Below are 21,409 nucleotides of genomic sequence, written 5' to 3' on the forward strand. Positions count from 1 at the left end.
ACGCAAAGATACCATCATTTTTTGATCTTCTTTTTCCTTCCCCACCAAATAATAAATCCGGTAACGGGTAGACTTGTTGCTACCAGACTGGCTAGAAATGCCATAATCTTACCGGGTAACCCTGCTATAGCACCAATATGAATATCATAATTTGCGCGCATTAGTTTGTCGGCGACACCTGCATTTGCAAATTTTCCAAATACATGTTTAACGTCAATTTCTTTCAGCGAATACTGATCATAATATAGATAGTCGGCTTTCCAATACGTTTCCGTATCAGGATTGATGGCGACCTCTATTGAAGATTTAGGGCTGTCTGGTGTATGAATTTCAACACTCCCGATAAATGTCTTACGTCTTGCAACGAAGGCCATGGTTCTGGCCCATAAAATATCAATTGCCGGTTGCTTACCAACCTTAGCATTCACAAATGTAGTATCAGATAAACTTTCCTCAAATAAATTCAATTTCTTTCCGCCAGATGTAACCCAGTAAGCAGATTGCGAAAACCATTGAAATCCCATCACCAATCCCGAGAACGCGATAAAAATAAGAATCCAGGTCATATAAAAACCAAAAACATTATGAAGGTCATAGTTTACCCTTTTCCACTTTGCATTCCATTTGATCGTAAAACGTTTCTTACTTGCAGCTTTATTCTTCGGCCACCAGAGGAAGAGGCCCGAAATCAATAAAAAAAGAAACATCAAAGTGGCGCTTGCCAATACAGGTTGCCCTATATTTGGAGGAAGCCATAAGTAATAATGACCGTTTATGACAATTCTGAAAAAGTCATCATCCATATTCTTAACCTTCAGCACCTCACCAGAATAAGGGTTTAAATAGGTAATCCAGAAATATTCTTCTTCACCAAAGGCATAGTAAGTCACCATACTGGCACTACCTTTCTGATAGCTTACGCTATGCACATGTTTGCCTGGTAATTTTTTATCTGCAATGGATTTTAGTACCGAAGGCGGTAAATAAGGTTTATCTTCAGGTTTCACAAACCTATACGTTTGTGTGGCATTTTCAATTTCCCGCTCAAAAGCCAGTATACAACCAGTGATGCCTAGAAAACATACAAATAGCCCGGAAGTTAATCCGAGCCATAAGTGTATCTGTCCTATCCAATATTTTGGAGTTCTTTTCTTATTATTCATTAAAACTTATATGCGATGCTTAGCCTATAACTTCTTGGCGCTTCTGCCTGCCAGGAATAAGCAGGCTGGTCTGCTGTACCTACTTTCCAATAACCTGTGTAGTAAGCACCCGTATATAGATATTTATCCAAGACATTAAATACGTTTCCGGTGATCTTTAAAGTGTGATTTTCCCAGAACAGGCCTGCGTCCAATTTAAAGTAATCAGGTAAATTTTGTTCTGGTTGTACCGGATTATAATTGTTTGTAGCTCTATCCGCATAATAGGTAAACCCGGAAGAAATTCCAGCACCTTTGAGTGCACCACTTTGTATGGCGTAGCTTAGCCAGGCATTTGATGTATGCTTCGCAAATCCAGGAACCACATCTCCTACTGACATAGACGTTACACCAGGTGCAACTTCAGTAACTTTCCCATCAGTATAAGCGTAATTGGCAATGAGGCTTAATCCCTTTGCAAGCTCTCCCTTAAGATCGAATTCAATACCCTGCGCCCTTTTCTCGCCAACTACGATGCTGTAATTTTCGTTCGCCTTGTTTGTTGGATCTGCTGCCAGCTCATTTCTCTTACGAATCCGGTATGCAGATAAAGTTGTATTCCATTTTCCATTGAACCAGTCTTTTTTCAAACCAACCTCGTAATTAGTTCCGGTAATTGGATCAATCTTTTCGCCACTGCGTAAAAAACCAGTTTGTGGAATAAATGCCTGATCATATAAAGCATAAACCGAGGTAGCTTTGTCAATGGAAACGCTCAAGCCAACACGTGGCGTAAAGCGCTCGCCTTTATCAGGACTTCCTCCCCAGGCAGACTGAGCTACATAGCTATACCTGCCTGCGAGTGTTAAACGTGCGCGGTTTTCAAAGAAGCCAATTTCATCCTGAAAATAAGCACTTAGATATTTTTGGTCCATTAATCCCCCAGCTGCTTTCGCCCTGTCTTTTAAAGGTGTTTCCCTGTCAAAATCAGGATATCCATTCGCAGGAAAACCATAATTAGGGCTATTCAAATTAAAGGGTGATGAGGCCAGGTCTAAGTCGTGCGATTGTCCCCAGTCGGCCATATAAGCTTTTTTTCCACCATCAAAACCCGCGAGAAGATTATGGGTAATCGCTCCAGTAGTGATTTTACCATTAATGAACAACTGTGCAAGTTTCATGGTACTTTCTGCATCCCATATGCCCACATTTCTGATCACTGTATTGTTCGCAAAAACTGATGATGGCCAGGAGCTTGAACCTACTTGTAAGTATTTAGAGTAAGCTACCTGCGCAGTTGCTTTCCAGGTGTCACTGAAATTGTGCTGTAGGTTAATGAACACGCTGTGATCATTCATCCTTGCTGGCTCCACTCCTGGTTGCGTTAGCGTAAAATCTCTTGGCAGCGTAGCGTAACCATTTGGTGAAAAAATGTAAAACGACCCAACCTCAGTCATCTTTGCATTTTGCAAGGCATATTCAGCAGTAATTTTAGTGCTATTGGCAATTTGGTAACTTACGCTAGGCGCGAAGGTATAACGGTCGTTCTTTTCAAATGGTCGGAATGACCCTTTATTTTGAGCCGCAGCGTTTAGCCTGAAAAGTAATTTACCATCCTCTGTTAACTTCCTGTCGAAATCAATCGCAGTGCGGTACAGGTCAAAGCTACCAATAGTAACTGAAGCCTCACCGCGATTACTTCCCGTAGGTTTTTTAGTAACCACATTATACATACCACTTGGATCACCATTTCCTAAAAGAAATCCGGCAGGTCCTTTAACAAATTCTACGTGATCAACAAAACTCATGTCTTCAGTAAGTGGACCCCAGTAAGAAGTAACGAAGTTGAATCCATTACGCATGGCTTGAATTTGTGACCCGCGCATGGTAATGTTGGTATACATATCACCCCAGTGTTCCAAACGGACTGCGCCGCTTACGTTTCTGATCAGTGCATCACTCATGCTAATGATTTGTTGATCTTTTAATGCTTCAGAGGAAACAACCTGGATGTTCTGTGGTATCTCCAATAATGGCGCGTTGAGTCGCAAGGATGATGAGGGAACATCTACTTTATAACCTTTTTTGCCACCGGAGATTTCTACCTCCTGTAACTGATCTGAATTCTCTGACAGTGTAAAGTTGATGATTTGTGAATCGCCGCCTTTAACATTTACTGATTTCGACTCAGATTTTAAACCTATAGCAGAAAGTACCAGGGTATAATCGCCCGCTTTTATTTTTGTAAAATTGTATTCACCATCATAATTACTTGAAGTGACGATACCCGTACCTTTAAGGCTTACGGTAACAGAAATTGCTGGATAACCATCAGCCGTGGTTATTTTTCCTCTAATACTACTGGTACGTTGTGCATTGGCCGTAGACGCGAGCATAACGAAAAATAATAGTATTAAAACTTTAGTAAAATTATACATTCCTTTATTTAGATTAATTCTCAATTGAACGCAAAGAAACTGTGTTTTCTTTAGGTTTCAAAATTTATTTAGAATTAATCTTACTAAGACGTTGTTTTCGCCTTAATCAACATCGTAACTCTGTAAAGGAGATAAATGCTTATTAAAGAAATGGCCACAACCAAATAGCCAACAATGTTATAATGTTGAAGGGGGGCAGACTTATGATCCTGAACAACGATTAAACCGGCAATTGCTGCAGCAACACCCCCTGCAATCTGTTGCATTGATGAATTTATACTCATAAAAGCGCCCCTATCTGCCATGTCCGGCACAGCGCTGACTAACGCAGTAGCGGGAATCATCCGGCTCATGATACCCATCATCATTAATATATTAAGTATCACAACCAACCAAAAAGGAGTTGTGCCCATGTTTGTATATACAATAACCATCACCATCATCCACACGCAGGCAACGGTAAAGATTTTAAGCTTGCTGATCTTGTCGCTTAGTTTACCAATAATAGGCAGGATTAGCAAAGAACTTATTCCGGAAATAAAGAACAGCACAGGTAACTGGCCTGCAGTTATTCCAATATTATTAACAGCAAACGCGCTTCCAAAAGGGAACATCATAAAACCGCCGATGGATAGCATGGCCATTGCAGAAAATCCAATTCGGTAATTCCGTTTCCCAACAGTATGCCAGAGATGCTTAAACGCAGATTTATCTTGCTGTAATTTTAAGTGATCTTTGACCGGAGGGAGCTTGAAAAATAGTAGTACGGCGATAACAATTGCTACCGCAGCCACCAGTAAAAATGCCGCCTCCCAGGCCCAAAGGTTTGCCACATACAAACCGATGGGTACCCCTAAAACCTGACTGGCACCAAATCCCATTTGTATGTATCCCATTACTCTGCCACGCTGTTCAAGCGTGAAGATATCAGAAATAATCGCCAGAGATATGGAGCCAATCACACCCCCAAATAAACCTGTAAATATTCTTGCCGCAACAAGCTCTACATAACTATGCGAGAGCCCGCAGAAAATCGTACCAGCAATAAATCCAATATAGAAGAACAGTAAAAGCTTTTTCCGATCAAATCTATCCGCAAAACCTGCGGTGAGCAATCCAGACAGGCCTGCACTGAAAGCATAGGCTGAAACGGCTACTCCAAATGCTGCGGGCTTCATAGACAATGATTTCATCATAAAGTCTCCTAATGGTGACATGATCATGAAATCCAGGATTACCGTGAATTGCGTTACCGCCAGAATAAAGATTATCCACTTCTGGGCAGAACTAAGTTTTGCGGGTTCATTCATATTGCAAAGTTAAAATATAGTATTCAGCACGCATATAACTAACTGCGATAAAAAAAGAGAAATGAAGAAATTAATTTACTAAAAATCGATATTTTCGCAGACATAAATATAAACTCTCATGTCATTTAAAACAGAATTGGAAGAACTACAATTTGACTGCAAATTAAAGTCTGGAAATTTAAAAACAGCGACTACCTCACTAGAATTGAATGGTTTTAACAGTCCGTGGCACTTAACAAATTACTTGTTATGCTTAAAGGAAAGTGAAGAAAGCATAAAAAAACTTCTTAACTATATTGATCAATAGCATTAATTACTGTCATCACGAACATTTAATACTGATATACCTGAAAAAGGAAGGTGCTTGTTAAACAGGGTTCAAATCACTAATTTAGCCACATTCAAAATCTGTTTTACACATGAATTTCCCTGATCAGTTTCCTGTACTCAATACGTGTACCTATCTAAATACTGCAAGTTCAGGACTTATTTCCCGAAACCAGATCGAGTGGCGAAGATCCCACGATGAAAACTTCCTTAATCAAGGCAGTGGTTTTCGTATAACGCAAGCAGAATTCCTTCAGGAAGTCAAAGTTAACCTATCTGGTTTCTTCAACTCCAAAATTGAAAATACATTTCTTGTTCCTAACTTCTCTTTTGGTTTCAATACTTTTTTAAGCGGTTTAGGTTCTGACCAACGGATTTTGCTGCTGCAAGAAGATTATCCTTCAGTAAACTATGCCATCGAATCAAGAGGTTATGTATGTGATTACGTTTCACTTTCTGAAAATATCGAAGAAAATATTATTAAAAAAATCAAAGAATTTAAGCCTAGTGTATTTGCCTTTAGCTTGATTCAATACATTAGCGGTATTGAGCTAGGGCTCGATTTTTTGAAAACAATTAAAGAAACATTTCCAAAGGTGCTTCTGGTTGCAGATGGCACCCAATTTTGCGGAAGCCGATCCTTCGATTTTGAAGCTTCAGGATTAGATGCACTGATGTCAAGCGGCTATAAATGGATGCTCTCCGGGTACGGCAACGGCTTTGTGTTGTTAAAGGATCAGGCCGTAGAATCGATTTATGTTGCTTCACGAAAAAGACCTCAACCAAAAGAACCATTTTTGCAGAGCAGGGGAATTTTAGGGAACTTCTTTGAGCCGGGTCATCTGGATACTTTATCTTTTGGCACATTAAACCAGGCTTTGCTTTTTTTTAAGGAAATAGACTTTGTGGAAACCACTAAAGCTGCTCGTTCGTTGGCGATGAAGGCCAAACGCTGCTTTGAAGAACGGAACCTGCTTTCGCCAGTTGTGGAATCAAGGAATAGTCATTCTTCTATATTTAACTTAAATATACCCGCCGCAAAATATATGCAATTAGCAGAATCCAAGATCATTTGCTTACCGAGAGGTCCGGGTATACGTGTTGCTTTTCATCTTTATAATACTGAAAAAGACCTGCAAACACTACTAACTGTTCTCGACGACGAATAGTCCTTCACCTATAGCGTTAATTTAACAGTTCTTATACCGAAAGCAGGAATATTCATATCGAATTTTGTCACACCATTTTCCAAAGCATATCTCAAGATTTCCTGCCTGATTTTACCGTTCAGTTCAACTAAACTGACTCGTTTAGCTTTCGCGTTTAATGTAACGTTGACTAGAGATTTTTTTTCAGAAGCATTGAAAAACCGAACCAATAGCACACCATCAATTAATTGTACCGAAGAAACCTCAATGTTAGGGTTTGTTACGCTTAAGAGCGATTGAGAACTGGGTTTAATTTCATATTTCTTTTTAATAACTACTCGTAAGGGTTCGTTGAAAGCCAGACTTGCTCCCCATACATTACTTTTATCCCAGGAGGCTGAATGAGGTAGTAATGAATAATTGAACGATGAAGGTCCATTGATAGTATAGTTCCTTCCCCAGAGACCCATGCCAGAATACTGTAAGGTAAGCGCCAATAATCCTTGCTCGTTATGTTGATAACTGGTAGTATGATCCGTGAACAATGCCATCCCGGCATCTCCTTTCGCATTGGCAACATCAACCCAATTCACAATAAGGTTATTTTTTATACTGTCCCAAGAACTGAAGTAAGTGTTTTTCAAATTGCTTTTCATGACATCAAATGCAGAATTTTTATAGACCTGCTGTTCGGTAATATTTAAAGGAAATAATGCCGACAACTTAAAACTATCATTATAAAATGCCTTTTTCAACTGCTCTTGTTTCCATCCCTTACCTTGAAAATAGTTTTCTCCGATTCCCGGATTTCCCTGCCAGTCTATTTTTGTCTGAACGTCGATTCTTTGTTCACCCTGCGTAAATATTAGATATTGCGTAAATGGGTGATTGGCTATAAATCCATCAATTTTGATTTTAGCCCTGAAAGGTCCATTCTCTACTACAGTTATCTTCGCCGGCTTATCGGAACTAGAATAAAATGCGCTGTCCTGATAGAAGTATCCCCGCATTTCATTGAAACTGTATTTTGAAGATTTGTCGACCAATTCCTTATTATTCATTTTTTTTGCAATCAAACTCTCGATCACACCGCCTTTAGCAGCGTTTAGCTTAATCTGATAAAGGTCAGTCTGAATAAAATAGTTATCATTCTCATTTTTGACCATTACTGAAGAAGCTGATTTTCCCGAAACAGTAGCATACGTGATCTGATAGCTGGAAAAACCCATTGCCGGCACTTCAGCCATAAAAAGTAAGTCAACTGCTCCATTTTCGTCGACGACCAATTGCGTTGCGTAGGTCTTTCCATTGGCACCCTTAATTGCATATTTCTTTGATTGATCAGCGTTGGCTAAAGGAACATTTACAAATGCTTTTCTTGGGTGACCAAGGGTGTTGTAAACAGTTATCGTAGATTTAAGATCGGCCGAATTTAGGCTGTTTAGACCTTCAGAACTTAAGATAGTGTCCGCTAGTCTGTTTGAATTGTCGGTCCAAATCTTCACCTGATCCGCCCAATTAAGCTTATTTTGCTTATCAACAATATTATAAGGTACAATCCAGGAATCATGATGCTGTGCCAACAAAAGATTCTCCCAAGCAGTCTTGAACAAACCGGCCCTTCCCTTTGCACCTTTGCTTGCCCCATTAATGGCGTAAATCTTCTCTGCCATAATCAGCTTATTTTCTGCTATCCGCGTATTTCTGGCAAGTCTTTGTAAAATTTGAGCTCCCCAAACTAAGCTAACCTGCACGTTTTCCTGATTGAAATTCCATGTTTCCGCTTTAGTTTTATCAGCGACTTTTCCGATATAATCTCTCCAGGTCTTGTATTCGAAATTTTTAGAATTTCCCAGCCAGGGACCATTTTTCCAACCGGCATCCTGAATACACATGCCAATTGGATTAGAAATCCCCTGAGCCCTTGCACCGCTTATGTATTCAGGTGCATTATTCCAGGCAATGGTTTGCCAGGTTGAATTGCTCTTGAAACTTTCTGACGCATATCTGGGTACGGCGAGCAAAGAAGATCCATCTGAACCCATCCACCTAACTAACTCCCCTCCAAAAGCAGTAGTATATCCACCCCAGCAAGTATTCGGATTTTTAAGTGAGGCGTATTGATATCCAAATGATTTCAGTATTTGCGGCAATGCGCTTGTGAAACAAGGTTCTTCGGAAGAATAAGTATTGAAAGTAGCGCTTGGGAAATGTTCTCTGATTTTTTGTATTCCAATTTCAAATTGCCGGATCACAGATTCGCCCTGGATATTGAACAAATAACTTTGTCCGTAAGAAGGGTTAACGAATTCTACTCGCCCGCTTACAGATTGATCATTTACATATTTTTGAAGCCTTTTATACCCACTTTCATCATTTACTTTCGCGGCATCCCACGTAACGGGTTCAATTTCCAGGTTGAGTCGCCAAAAAGGATTCTTATCCATCTGATCTGTTATAAAAGTTGTATAACCTGTAGGATAATGACCCCAGACCCCACCATGGTAGCCATCAATAAAATAGACATTTTGTGCAGACAGCTGAGTTATGCCGGCAAGATGAATAAAGGCAACAATTAGTGTAACCAAATAGAATTTTCTCATTTAAATCAGTTGCGTGTTTCAGCTACTAAATTAACCTTCTTTATCTAAAGCAGGCAATAAATTAATCCAGGCTTTAGTTTACAGTCATTTGTTTAAAACCTTTAATTCATTACTGAGCATTAATAATTTAGCAGTAAAATCGTTCTTGAAAATAAAAAACAGGTGAGCATTATATTTCCCAAAATACTCAATTTGAGGAAATTGATTCTTATTGCACTTATCCCTAAACAAGCTTAAGAATACGACAAAAGCGTTTTTAATTCTGGCTTGGGATTTGGATTTATGGAGAAATACTAAACAACCAAATCTAAACTTTTATGAAAAAATTCCTTACCCTGGCCGCTGTGCTCATCATAGGGTTCTCTGCGAACAAAGCAAAAGCGCAAAATGCACCTGTTACCTTAAACGTTGTTTTAGCAGGCGTTCAAACGATTACTGCAAGTGCAGCCTCAGTAAGTATTAACTTGAGTACTGCTCCGGATTACCTAAATGGAAAAAGTTCTGGAGCGATAACTGATCACCTAACTATTTCAAGCACTGGCCTGTTTACAATTTCAGTTAAAGCCAGTGGCGCTTTAACGTCAGGAACTCCGGCAAACGACATTCCATTGAACGCAGTGAAACTGACTCCAACTTTCGGCAGTTCAACCACCACGTTAACAGGTCCAGTATTAAATACTATGGATGGTACATTAACTACCTCAGATCAAGCTTTCATCAAAGCTACGAACGGTACTACAAGTGCCAAATATGCGGTTGATTACATGATTAAACCAGGTACTGCGAGTGCAAACTTAATCAACAGGCCCGCTGGAACTTACGCTACCACCATTACTTATACCATTACACCAAACTAATTACATATCAGACCTAACTCTGGTCAGACAAAAACTCTTGCTCAAAAGGCAGGAGTTTTTTAATACCTGTATCAAATAATTACTAACCTTTCATAAACCAATCATTCTGGCTGTTTCGTTACGCGAAAATGCTTGGTTAAGCCGAATTATTCCAGCCATGAAATTGTCCCTAATCAAATTCATACTAGCTTTCTTGTTGCTCTTTTTTAGTATAAAAAGCCGTGGACAGGCAGGTATATCGGCCAGTCCCCCAAAACTATACTACCGGGTGGCTTCAGGAGCAATAGGCATGCAAAAGGTAATTGTAACCAACCCCATTAGCCGCGATTTAGAAGTTGCAGTTTCCCTGGGCGACTGGGATTATGACTCCACGGGAACGAATCAGCTTCATGAACCGGGAACTTTAAAAACGTCCTGTGCAGACTGGGTAAGGATTTTGCCCGGATCATTCTTCACAGTTATTCCAGACGAACGTAAAGAGCTCTCCATTGAACTGGCAGTACCAGAAAATGCAGACAAAACGATACCGGTTCGTACCGCGATGCTTTATTTTACCCAGACAAACCCCGAGAGCTCGAAGGGTGCAAATGGTGCTTCAATAAAAATAAGTGTTAGAATGGGCATTAAGATCTACCACAGCTTTACAACAGCAGACGAGCGGGAAATTGATGTAAAAGATTTCAGAGATATAAAAGATGCCAAGAACCCAGGCTCCCCGGGCTTTTTAGAAATTGACGTGGAGAACACCGGAAAAATATGGATTGATGGTGAAGTAAAATGGGAGATGATCAATTCTAAAAATGGAGAAAAAGTTAAAATGGACGATACATCCTATTTAGCATTACCCGGCGACAAAAGAGTTTTATTAAAAGAGTTACCAAAGGATCTAAAAAAGGGGAATTACGCTGTCACTGCTGTGATCAACTATGGAAATAAGGATGAGTTGAAAGTTTTGGAACTTGATTTTGAGTACTGAAAATGAGAAGGATACTGCTAATTATGGTTCCGGTATTTTGCTTTATTTTCAATACTGAAGCACAAATAACTCTTGGATCCTATAATTCTGGTGATCCAAATATCAATACATATACCGAAACTCAATCTGGTAGTACAACGAATAGTCAGACTACATTAACAATCAGTAACATACCATACGGAACCAACCTTCCTGCAGGCTGGACACTAAAAATTAAAGCAAATGGACCTTTTACCAATGGTTCCAATTCTATCGCCTCACAGTACGTTTCTCTTAAATTCCGCAGTGTAGATGCTGGTCCAGGTGGGGTATCAGGAAGTTCAGTGCCCCTTACTGCTACACCAACTAACCTTATTGCAACAGCAAATGCATTAACGGCACCTAATGACTACTATGTCGCTCAAAAATTCGATCTGATCATTCAAGGCGGGAGCCATCTTCTGGTTTCCACTACGGGCACTTTCAGCACCACCCTAACCCTTTCCCTGTACAATAATCTTGGCGCGTTGATAGCCACAAACAGTGCAATCCCAGTTTCATTCAACGTCAACTTTAGCAATTCCTGTTCAGGAGCCGCACTTAGTGCTGCAGGTGGGACATCTTATAACTTTGATACCTATGCGAAAGTGCAAAGCGGCGGAACGGCTGTGGATGCCCTTACTTTACAATACAATCCAAATGCGGCAAACTGCATAGGATGGAGTTTAAAAATCAGGGCTAATGGAAATTTTGTAAATGGACTCAGTTCTGTTGCGCCGCAGTATGTCTCTTTAAAATTCAATCGGGTTACTCAAGGGAACCCATCAGCGGCGGCAATCGGGATCAGCAATTCTGCCGTGCCGCTAAGTATGTCTGACGTTAACCTGATCACCCAATCTAACGCCGCTTTCCAAGCCTATAATTATACTGAACAAAAGTTTGATATGGTTATACAAGGGGGCATTCCACTTATGCTTGCAACAACAGCTGGAACATATACCTGCCCTGTTACATTGAGTTTATATAATCAAAATAATCAGCTGGTTTCAACCGCAAATGCAAATTTGAGCTTTCAGATCACCTATGCAAGTAGTTTGAATTATACGGTCACGCTGACAAATCCTGACGTGTCGCTACAATATTCAACCCCGGCAACATACACCACTGGGGTATCAGTTACCAAAACTAATGGCTTACGTGTGGTAGGATATACCGCCTACCAGGTAATTATTAAAGCATCTGATGCAAATTTGATAAATGGATCAAACACCATTCCTGTTTCTGTAGTCTCTTTACAGACAACGCCACCGACAGGCAAGCCTGGAATTATCACAACCACGAGGAGCCTTTCCACATCCGATCAAACGATCATCACGAACTCGATGCTTGATTATACTTACCAAACAACGGATTATACCCTGAAATATACGATTGCCGGCAATAATAGTTTGATCAATTCTGCTCCCAGCGGAAGTTACGCAACCCAAGTTATATATGTAGTACTTCCATTGTGACCGAAAAACTTGAATATATGGCAAAATGGCTGTCGATTAAAATCCTCATTTTGATCTCAGTAATCGTTTTGCAGTCAAGTTACGGCAAGGCCCAGCAAGCAAACTCAACCCTTGGTTTCACACTTTCACAATCTGAAATCAAAATAACGGGCAAGGAGTTGGCCAGTATGTACGTAAAAATTTATAATAAATCCAATACCTATTCCGAGGGACACCTAAAAATTACCTCCGACAAAAGATTAAACTTATTATCAAAAGATTCAACTTCTTTTAAACTCCAGGTAGGCGACAGTTTATTTGTGCCGATCAAATTGTTTATCCCGGATAAACTCAATTCGGGAACTGATTATAAAATAGTATTCTCCTTAACAGACGGAAAAGGAACAGTAGAAAAACAGACATGTACCTTACAGGTAGCATCCCGCAGAAAGGTTTCCTTAGTATCTCAAATTTCGTCGATAATACTTACAAATGCCGGCGATTCAATTAGAATACCCGTAAGAGTAGTCAATGAAGGAAATACCAGCCAAAAGGTTAACATTATCGCCCGCTTTCCTTCTTCATTGCAAAATGGAGGATTTCACAATACCAAAACACTTACGCTATCAGCATTTAAGGACACGCTGATTTATGTGAATAAAAGGGTTACTAAAGATTTGCTCCAGTTTGAATCCTTTTCGATAACGCTAATGGGCATTTACTTAAATGGCGATGCTTTTGCACAGACCAATATCGATGTGCAAACTTTAAAAAATACGAGATTCAACAATGCTGAATTATTAACCGAACGCTACCAGGGATTCTACAGTGATGCAATAAGCCTGAGTTCTCAAAACATCGGCAGCAACTTCGCTGCTTATCAACTTTCTGGAGGGAGCGCATTTGATCTCCCTTATGGCAGAATCGGATACAATGTAGAGGCTACCTTTTTCAACGCAAGTCCCAGTCAGCCCTATTTGCGCAACACTTATATCAGTTTCGAAAGCCACAATGCGGGTATATCCGCAGGAAATATTACGCGAAATTTCGATCTTAATTTGAATGGCCGGGGAGCAACCGCATTCCTGATTGATACAGCAAGAACAAACAGTTATGAAGCTGGTTATGTAGACAATGCCTCTAATCTAATCGGCCCTGGGCACTACATTTATGATACAGGAATGTCAGGATGGGGGAAATTTGAACACAACGGGAAAAATCTTGCTATAAAAAATACTGTCGTTTACAATAAGGACCCATTTCTCCTGTCTGACAATATGTTATCTGGAAATGAAATTTCATGGATAACCAAACAAAACTTTCGTTTGTCCGCTACCATAAACGGAGGAACAACCAATGAGATGAATAACCCACAGAACAGGAAAAATGGATATTTAGGCGCATTTGGCTTTGATGGAAAAATTGGCAAATTGTTTATCAATAGTTCTAACACGATGAGTTCGGCTTACTATCCCGGCTTGAGGAAAGGCTCTTCAATTTTCAATGAACGTCTAACTTACTCTTTCCCAAAATTCAGTGTTTGGGTTGGATATAGTTACTTTAACTTCCAGCCGAGATATCTATCAAGCTATTTGAACTACACCACAATGTATGGATCTTCGAGGTCAGAAATTGGAGTTTCTAAAACGTTTAATAAACTCAGCATTTCATTATCACCTATTTTCGTTACTGAAACCGGCATATTTTCCTTATCCCAAAATGAGTCAATTAGCGCAAAAATTGAGGCCTGGAGATTGTCGTCGCAAATCAATTTCCTCGATACAAAATCCAGACAGTCGATGTATTTCAATTTTGAAGGCGGACTGTCAAAAAATTCATTTACGGAAGGGCGCCGATTCCAAATGAAGTTGAATGGAAACTACAGATGGGGAATGTTTAGCCTGATGGCCAATTATCAGCTCGGAACTTTTTTCGTTAGTGAAACATTAAACAATTTCTTACACAATTACGGACAGTATACCAGCCTGAACATCACTCCTACGATACAAAAAAGCTTCTTTAGAAACAGCACAAGAGTAGAGGCAGGAATATCATACAATAAGGTATCAACAGCAGGGAAAAGCTGGTTAATCACTGGTCGTGCCGAGTATCAAATGACCCCTCAAACCCAACTATTTACCTCCCTGGCCAGAACACAATACAATTTTAACCAATTCCAATACAACTACAATAACCTTCAAATCGGGATAAATCAAAAATTACCTGCTAAGAGAATTGGAATAAAGCACAATACGCTGACGCTGTTTTTCTATAGAGACATTAATCCTAACGGAATCTACGACACGAAGGATTCCATCGCAAGAAACCAAATTGTTTACGTAGACGGTATCGCGTTCATTACGGACAGTAAGGGAAAAGTTTCTTATAAAAACCTCATTGAAGGAAATCACACGGTAACAATCCCGGGTGGTAGCAAGTGGTATATGCCAGAAAAATCTGTTCTATTAAACAGAAAATACATGACCATAGCCTTACCACTAAGCAAAACCGGTGTAGTAAGAGGAGAAATCAGCTTTTTGTTCAATGAAATGAGTTACGAGATATTCAAAGATAAATCCGGAATCTCATTACTGGCTGCCAACGAGCAGGGCGACGTATTCCACACCAAAACTAATGACAATGGACTATATAATTTTTACTTGCCTGCAGGGGACTATACGATTGCAATAGACACCAAAGAACTGCTGATGGAGCTATCGGTCCCTAAAAACTTTGTCCGCATCCATTTAGATCCAGATAAAGCAGCTAAAGTAGATTTTCAGATTAAGGTAAAAGACCGTAAAATCGAAACAAAAAAATTCAACTCCTCTAAAGAGAGAGAAAGAGAGCGTGAGCGCGAACGGGAGAAAGAAAAGGAAAAATAAAATATTATCTTGCAGTCTCAACATTGATCTCCTAATATGGCTAAATCCGGCAAAGCAGCCCTCAGTTTTATTTTTGTCACACTACTACTTGATGTAATTGGTATAGGTATTATTATTCCTGTTTTTCCCCAGTTAATTGAACAGTTAATCGGCGGAAACATTAGCCAGGCTTCTAAATGGAGTGGATGGCTAACTTTTGCCTATGCAATCATGCAGTTTGTTTGTGCACCAATAATCGGAAATCTAAGCGACAAATATGGCCGGAGACCAGTGCTGTTGCTATCTCTGTTCGGCTTTGGTATTGATTATATTTTCCTTGCGTTGTCACCTACCATTTGGTGGTTATTCTTGGGGCGTATCATAGCAGGCATATTTGGCGCCAGCTTTACCACGGCAACTGCATATATTGCAGATATCAGCACGAATGAAAACCGGGCGCAAAACTTTGGAATGATAGGTGCTGCCTTTGGATTGGGCTTTGTAATTGGCCCAGCAATTGGAGGCCTGCTGGGAGAAATGGGACCAAGAGTGCCTTTTGTAGCCGCCGCTATTCTTACATTAGTCAATGTAATTTATGGTTATTTCGTATTGCCTGAATCTCTCGATAAAGAACATAGACGCAAATTTGAATGGAAAAGAGCAAACCCTCTCGGTTCTTTGCTACAACTCAAAAAATATAAGGGTTTAGGTGGTTTGGTGGTCTCGCTTGTATTTGTATATATTGCCAGTCATGCAGTACAGAGTACCTGGACCTTCGTAAATATCGAAAAGTTTAAATGGAGTCCTTTTACCATAGGCATTTCCCTAACAACAGTTGGCTTCCTAATAGCAATTGTCCAAGGTGGGTTAATCAGGTTTATCAACCCAAAGCTGGGTAACGAGAAAAGCATCTATATTGGCCTGGGGATGTACGCATTAGGTCTTCTCCTATTTGCTTTCGCAACACAAAGCTGGATGATGTTTGCGTTTTTGGTACCGTATTGCCTGGGTGGTATTGCTGGTCCGGCGCTACAAGCAATCATGTCTAGTAATGTTCCTCAAAATGAACAAGGTGAATTACAAGGTGCATTAACCAGCTTGATGAGCGCTACTTCTATTATTGGCCCATTGTTAATGACTTACCTGTTCTCCTGGTTTACCAGACCCGAAGGGTCTGTAAAATTCGCCGGTGCCCCTTTTCTTGCAGGAGCTGTATTGATGCTGCTGAGTGCGTGGATTGCTGCCTGGTCGATGAAAAAAGATAGTTTTATAAACAGAGCCGATCAATCAGAGACCAACTAGTACAACGGTTATTCTACTTCGGCATTTATTGCAAGCCAAAGCATATCCTTCAACTCAACCAATCCCTTTTGTGCTACAGAAGAAATGAATATAGAAGGTATATTTTTCGGAAGTTCCTTCTTCATTTCTGCCATCAATTCCTCATCCAGCATATCAGATTTTGTAATCGCTAAAACATGTGGTTTCTGCATCAATTCCGGATTATAATCTTCCAATTCTGTTTTTAATATAGCGTATTCTTCAGTAATGCTGCGAGCAGTATCTGCCGGCACCATGAACAGTAAAACAGAATTGCGTTCAATGTGGCGAAGGAAACGATAACCCAAACCTTTACCTTTAGAGGCACCTTCTATAATTCCTGGAATATCTGCCATGACAAAGGATTTGCTATCGCGATAGGACACGATCCCTAAGTTTGGGACCAATGTCGTAAAGGGGTAATCTGCTATTTCAGGTTTAGCTGCTGAAACTACAGACAATAGTGTTGATTTTCCTGCGTTTGGAAAGCCAACTAACCCAACATCGGCAAGTACTTTTAATTCAAGTACCATCCACTCCTCCTTGCCGGCCTCACCGGGTTGGGCAAAACGTGGCGTCTGCAATGTAGGCGTTTTGAAATGCCAGTTTCCCAGTCCTCCGCGTCCTCCGGCAGTCAATATCTTTGTTTCACCGTCTTGAGTAATCTCAAACAAAACCTCTCCGGTTTCCGCATCTTTTGCGATGGTTCCCAGGGGAACGTCAAGGATTTCATCTTTACCAGATTTCCCTGTAGATGTTCCACTTGATCCAGGCAAGCCATCTGGAGCGATGATATGTTTACGGTATTTCAAATGCAGTAACGTCCAAAATTGTGTGTTACCTCTTAAAATGATATGGCCACCACGGCCACCATCACCACCATCCGGACCGCCAGTAGATGTACGTATATCTCTATGCAGATGCGCAGAACCTGCTCCGCCTTTACCTGAACGGCAACAAATCTTTACGTAATCAACGAAATTGGAACCTTGAGACATTATTAAATTTTAGTACTGATCAACCTGTGCACACAGCGCAGCAAAAATATCTTCTATTTTGCCAATGCCATTCACTTTACTCAATTTCCCCTGCGCTTCATAATATGGTAAAACATGAATAGTTTTATCAAAATATTCCTCAATCCTCTTCTTAAGCTTATCTGCCTGATCATCTACACGCCCTGTTTCCAGCTGTCTTTGTGCAATCCGTTTGGTCAACTCGTCCTGATCAACATCAAGTGCAATTACTCCCGCGATAGCACTTCCTTTACTTTCCAAAAAATCATCAAGAGCTTTAGCTTGAGGTACAGTGCGTGGAAAACCGTCAAAGATGAATCCATTAGCTTGAGGATTCTTATCTGCCTCCTCTTCCAGCATCGCTATTGTAATTTCATCGGGTACAAGCTGTCCCTCTGCAATTAATGCACTTACTTTCTGACCTAAAGCTGTTTGGTTTTTAATATGTGCTCTGAAAAGATCCCCTGTTGAGATATGTATCAACTGGTATTTACTGATCAGCTTCTCTGATTGAGTGCCTTTGCCTGCACCTGGTGGGCCGAAGAGAACAAGATTTAGCATTTGTGGTGTCTTTAAAGTGAAAAGCGCTTCTGAAAATACCAGAAGGCCTGCAAATATATGATTATTTCAGTAAAGTGGTATTTCCTATTAAGAGTATACCATTTAATTCCGAAGTTTGAATGCTCTCCAACACTCATAAAATAGCATGGATACAAATAACAATAAATCAAAACAGATGCTGATTGACCAAATCGATCAGCCACTGCAATATTCCCCTTCTGCTTTCATGAAGTGGCTCTCTCCGGTTGTAAGGGCGGTAGAGCATGATTCACTGACCTTTGAATACATCATCCGTGAAGAAATGACCAATCCAATGAAAACCCTTCACGGTGGCATCACCGCAGCAATAATAGATGATGCAATCGGAGCCACGGTAATCTGCATGGGCAGGGCATTTTTTTACACCACGGTAAATAATGCAATTGATTATTTCGCAACCGCAAAACTTGGTGAGGTCATTCAGGCCAAAACAAAAATTATAAAAGCAGGCAGGCAAATCATCAACGTGCAATGCGAAATCTGGCATATCGCTAAAAATCGAATTATTGCCAGAGGATACTCCAACATGCTAAAAACGGAAATATTGGTCAAGGAACGCGGTAGCGCAGAGTAAATAATTTTGTCTATATTCAGCAGAATTTGGACACAACATCAAATGAAATTAAAATCTGTTCCCCTGCTAGGATTGCTCTTGCTACCCTATATTTTATTAGCTAAACCGGGCGTACTGCAAGTTGTAAATCTTAAAACCAACAGTTTGGCAAACCCTATAGCCATCGAGAGTGAACACCCCACTCTGAGCTGGCAACTAAGCGCTAAACTTCTTTCGAAAACCCAGAGTGCTTATCAAATCCTGGTGGCCAGCAGCATAGCGCTTCTCGAACAGGATAAAGGCGATTATTGGAACACGGGTAAAGTTATCTCATCGAATTCAATCGAAGTGTATTATAAGGGTAAACAACTAACATCCAGAAAGAAACTGTTTTGGAAAGTAATGATCTGGGATGAAAAAAACCAGCCAACCACATGGAGTAAAAATGCCTCCTGGTCTATGGGCTTATTACAGCCAACTGATTGGAAAGCTAAATGGATAGGGCAATTTGAAAATCCTTACCCAGACTCTGCCATCACCTATCCGGCCCCTTTCTTCAGAAAAGAGTTTTCAGTTCAGAAAAAAATAAAGCGCGCCACAATTTATGTGAGCGGGCTAGGCTTCTATGAGCTTTTTCTTAACTGCAAAAAAGTCGGCGATCAGGTTTTAGCTCCGGCAGTCACTAACTATGATAAAAGATCATTAAAAAAGCTTTTATACCCTTACGATGATCAATCTACCCAACGTGTTTTGTACAACACTTTTGACGTCACCGCAAGCATCGGTCAACAAAATGCAGTTGGTATGCTGTTGGGCAACGGTTGGTACAATCAGCGCGACCGAAGAGTAGAGGGCGACATGTGGTATGACCTTCCCAAATTTATCTTTCAACTCGAAATAGAATATTTTGATGGAACTACCAGTCAGGTATTGTCAGACAATACCTGGAAAACTACAACCGGGCCTTTGCTAAAAGATGGCATTTTTACCGGCGAAAAATATGATGCCAGAAGAGACCTAGGTTCATGGAATACAGCAGGTTTTAAAGATGCAAACTGGAAAAAAGCAATTTTGATTAGGCCACCATCGGGTAGTCTGCATCCACAAAATGCTCCGTATGATAAAATCATCCGTACTTTAAACCCAAGTTTTGATGGTAAAAAAAATGACTCGGTTTATGTCTATCATTTAGATGAAACCGTTGCAGGCTGGGCATCAATAAATATTAAAGGAAAAGCTGGTGATCGCATTAAGTTAAGGTACATCAGCGAGGAGGGTGATGACTATGGACAATCTGACTCCTATACTTTAAAAGGTGGCTCAATGGAAAGCTGGGAACCAAAATTTACCTGGCACGCATTCAGAAAAATTGAAGTCACTGCTCCCGATGTCGTTCTTGATCAGAACAGCTTAAAGATTAGAGACGTTCATACTGATGTAAAATCAAACGGAACCTTTGAATGTTCTGACCCCTTTCTTAACACCATCAACAATTCCTACTTAAAAACCCAAAATGCCAACTTTCATGGCAGCATCAGTAGTGATTGCCCACACAGAGAACGACTTGGATACACAGGCGATGGACAAGTGGCTATGGAAAGTGCACTCTATTCCTTTGACCTATTTCAATTTTACCGCAAGTGGTTCGATGATATTGATGATGCCCGAAACAAAAAAACTGGCTTTGTTACCCATACCGCACCATTTAGCGGAGGTGGCGGCGGCCCTGCCTGGGGCTCTGCATATGTCATCATGCCCTGGCTATATTATGCCTATTATGGTGATGCTAAAATACTCGAACAACATTATTCAGGAATGAAACAATGGATTGATTACCTGGAAACAAGAGCAGACGATAAAGGATTAATTTCAAGAGAAGAGCCAAATGGATGGTGTCTTGGCGATTGGTGCACCCCGACCCCTATTCAGGTTCCTGAACCTCTCGTCAATACGGCATACTACTATCATGTAACTGATATTATGTCAAAAGTTGCGAAAACACTTGGCAAAAATGATGATTACCTAAGGTTAACAAAATTGGCCAAAGAAATCAAAACAAACTTTAACAAGGCTTACTACAACAGTTCCACAAAAACATACTGGGAAGGCAGGCAAGGAGCCGATGTTTTTGCTTTAGCCTTTGGCCTGGTGTCAGAGGACAATTACCCCTTGGTGTTCAATTCCTTACTAACCCACCTTGATAAAATCAACTATCATTTTGACACGGGTATCCTGGGAACTCCGCTTCTTCTAAAAGTTCTTTCTCAAAATGACCGGGATGATCTTGCTTATAAAATAATGACCCAAAAAGATTTCCCCGGTTTTGGATATCTATTAGATAAAAAAAATAGTACACTCTGGGAGTCCTGGAATGGCGATGGATCTAAGAGTCATCCAATGTTTGGAAGCGTGGTTGAGTGGTTCTACTCTGCTCTCGGCGGGATTAAAGTAAATCCCAGCGATCCGGGTATGAAACACTTCACTTTAGCACCCAAAACCATTTCAAGTTTAACTTATTGCAAATCATCCTACAACAGTTTATTTGGACAAATTCGCTCAGAATGGAAAAGGAATGAAAACGGAACCCTGGAGATCCTGATTGAAATTCCTGCAAATACCACCGCCAGCTTTATTTTACCAGAAAATCAAACGAAAATAAAAGATGTGTCAGGAAAAATCACCTCTGCAAATAAAATAAACAACAAGTATGAATTGGAGTTTAAATCAGGGATATACCGATTTGAAACCTTATAAGGTTTCTTACAAGCTATTATTCCCCGTTG

14 protein-coding genes are annotated in these 21,409 nt (G+C 40.3%); 8 read left to right on the forward strand and 6 right to left on the reverse strand.

Going from position 1 to position 21,409, the window contains the following annotated elements; translation table 11 throughout:
• Nucleotides 1-14: 14 nt before the first annotated feature.
• The 3 genes from ACXZ1K_RS18120 to ACXZ1K_RS18130 form a co-directional block, all read right to left on the reverse strand.
• Nucleotides 15-1,163 (reverse strand): PepSY-associated TM helix domain-containing protein, encoded by a 1,149-nt coding sequence (locus ACXZ1K_RS18120; RefSeq protein ID WP_458971093.1) that lies wholly within the window; start codon nt 1,161-1,163, stop codon nt 15-17.
• The gene (locus tag ACXZ1K_RS18125; protein ID WP_458971094.1) at nt 1,163-3,538 is read right to left on the reverse strand and encodes a TonB-dependent siderophore receptor; all 2,376 of its coding nucleotides are present in this window, start codon (nt 3,536-3,538) and stop codon (nt 1,163-1,165) included. The genes ACXZ1K_RS18120 and ACXZ1K_RS18125 overlap by 1 nt, the downstream gene beginning before the upstream one ends.
• Nucleotides 3,539-3,663: 125 nt before the next feature.
• The gene (locus ACXZ1K_RS18130; RefSeq protein WP_458971095.1) at nt 3,664-4,890 is read right to left on the reverse strand and encodes an MFS transporter; all 1,227 of its coding nucleotides are present in this window, start codon (nt 4,888-4,890) and stop codon (nt 3,664-3,666) included.
• A 419-nt stretch (nt 4,891-5,309) separates the two neighbouring features.
• Here ACXZ1K_RS18130 and ACXZ1K_RS18135 point away from each other — a divergent pair, with 419 nt between their 5' ends.
• A complete protein-coding gene (locus ACXZ1K_RS18135; RefSeq protein WP_458971096.1) occupies nt 5,310-6,386 on the forward strand; it encodes an aminotransferase class V-fold PLP-dependent enzyme in 1,077 nt (358 codons plus the stop codon).
• Between the two features lie 8 nt (nt 6,387-6,394).
• Here the strand turns inward: ACXZ1K_RS18135 and ACXZ1K_RS18140 are convergent, their stop codons facing one another.
• Nucleotides 6,395-8,968, reverse strand: coding sequence for a glycoside hydrolase family 38 C-terminal domain-containing protein (locus tag ACXZ1K_RS18140; protein ID WP_458971097.1), 2,574 nt, complete (start codon nt 8,966-8,968; stop codon nt 6,395-6,397).
• Between the two features lie 317 nt (nt 8,969-9,285).
• Between ACXZ1K_RS18140 and ACXZ1K_RS18145 the strand changes: the two genes are divergently transcribed.
• From ACXZ1K_RS18145 to ACXZ1K_RS18165, 5 genes are all read left to right on the forward strand, one after another.
• Complete coding sequence (locus ACXZ1K_RS18145) at nt 9,286-9,825, forward strand: hypothetical protein (protein ID WP_458971098.1); 540 nt, start codon at nt 9,286-9,288, stop codon at nt 9,823-9,825.
• 157 nt (nt 9,826-9,982) lie between these two features.
• Entirely contained in the window at nt 9,983-10,801 is an 819-nt protein-coding gene (locus tag ACXZ1K_RS18150) for a hypothetical protein (protein ID WP_458971099.1), read from the forward strand.
• Between the two features lie 2 nt (nt 10,802-10,803).
• Complete coding sequence (locus tag ACXZ1K_RS18155) at nt 10,804-12,294, forward strand: hypothetical protein (protein WP_458971100.1); 1,491 nt, start codon at nt 10,804-10,806, stop codon at nt 12,292-12,294.
• A gap of 17 nt (nt 12,295-12,311) precedes the next feature.
• A complete protein-coding gene (locus ACXZ1K_RS18160; protein ID WP_458971101.1) occupies nt 12,312-15,158 on the forward strand; it encodes a COG1470 family protein in 2,847 nt (948 codons plus the stop codon).
• A 36-nt stretch (nt 15,159-15,194) separates the two neighbouring features.
• Complete coding sequence (locus tag ACXZ1K_RS18165) at nt 15,195-16,439, forward strand: TCR/Tet family MFS transporter (protein ID WP_458971102.1); 1,245 nt, start codon at nt 15,195-15,197, stop codon at nt 16,437-16,439.
• Between the two features lie 8 nt (nt 16,440-16,447).
• On the opposite strand, the gene obgE is transcribed toward ACXZ1K_RS18165, so the two are convergent.
• Complete coding sequence (gene obgE, locus ACXZ1K_RS18170; RefSeq protein ID WP_458971103.1) at nt 16,448-17,455, reverse strand: GTPase ObgE; 1,008 nt, start codon at nt 17,453-17,455, stop codon at nt 16,448-16,450.
• A 9-nt stretch (nt 17,456-17,464) separates the two neighbouring features.
• Entirely contained in the window at nt 17,465-18,034 is a 570-nt protein-coding gene (locus ACXZ1K_RS18175) for an adenylate kinase (protein WP_458971104.1), read from the reverse strand.
• Nucleotides 18,035-18,179: 145 nt separating this feature from the next.
• Here ACXZ1K_RS18175 and ACXZ1K_RS18180 point away from each other — a divergent pair, with 145 nt between their 5' ends.
• Together ACXZ1K_RS18180 and ACXZ1K_RS18185 are read left to right on the forward strand one after the other, a co-directional pair.
• On the forward strand, nt 18,180-18,647 hold the full coding sequence (locus ACXZ1K_RS18180) for a PaaI family thioesterase (RefSeq protein ID WP_458971105.1): 468 nt from the start codon (nt 18,180-18,182) through the stop codon (nt 18,645-18,647).
• 42 nt (nt 18,648-18,689) lie between these two features.
• Complete coding sequence (locus ACXZ1K_RS18185) at nt 18,690-21,380, forward strand: family 78 glycoside hydrolase catalytic domain (protein ID WP_458971106.1); 2,691 nt, start codon at nt 18,690-18,692, stop codon at nt 21,378-21,380.
• Nucleotides 21,381-21,409 lie beyond the last annotated feature (29 nt).

It is taken from the genome of Pedobacter jaeyakensis (genome assembly GCF_054461315.1).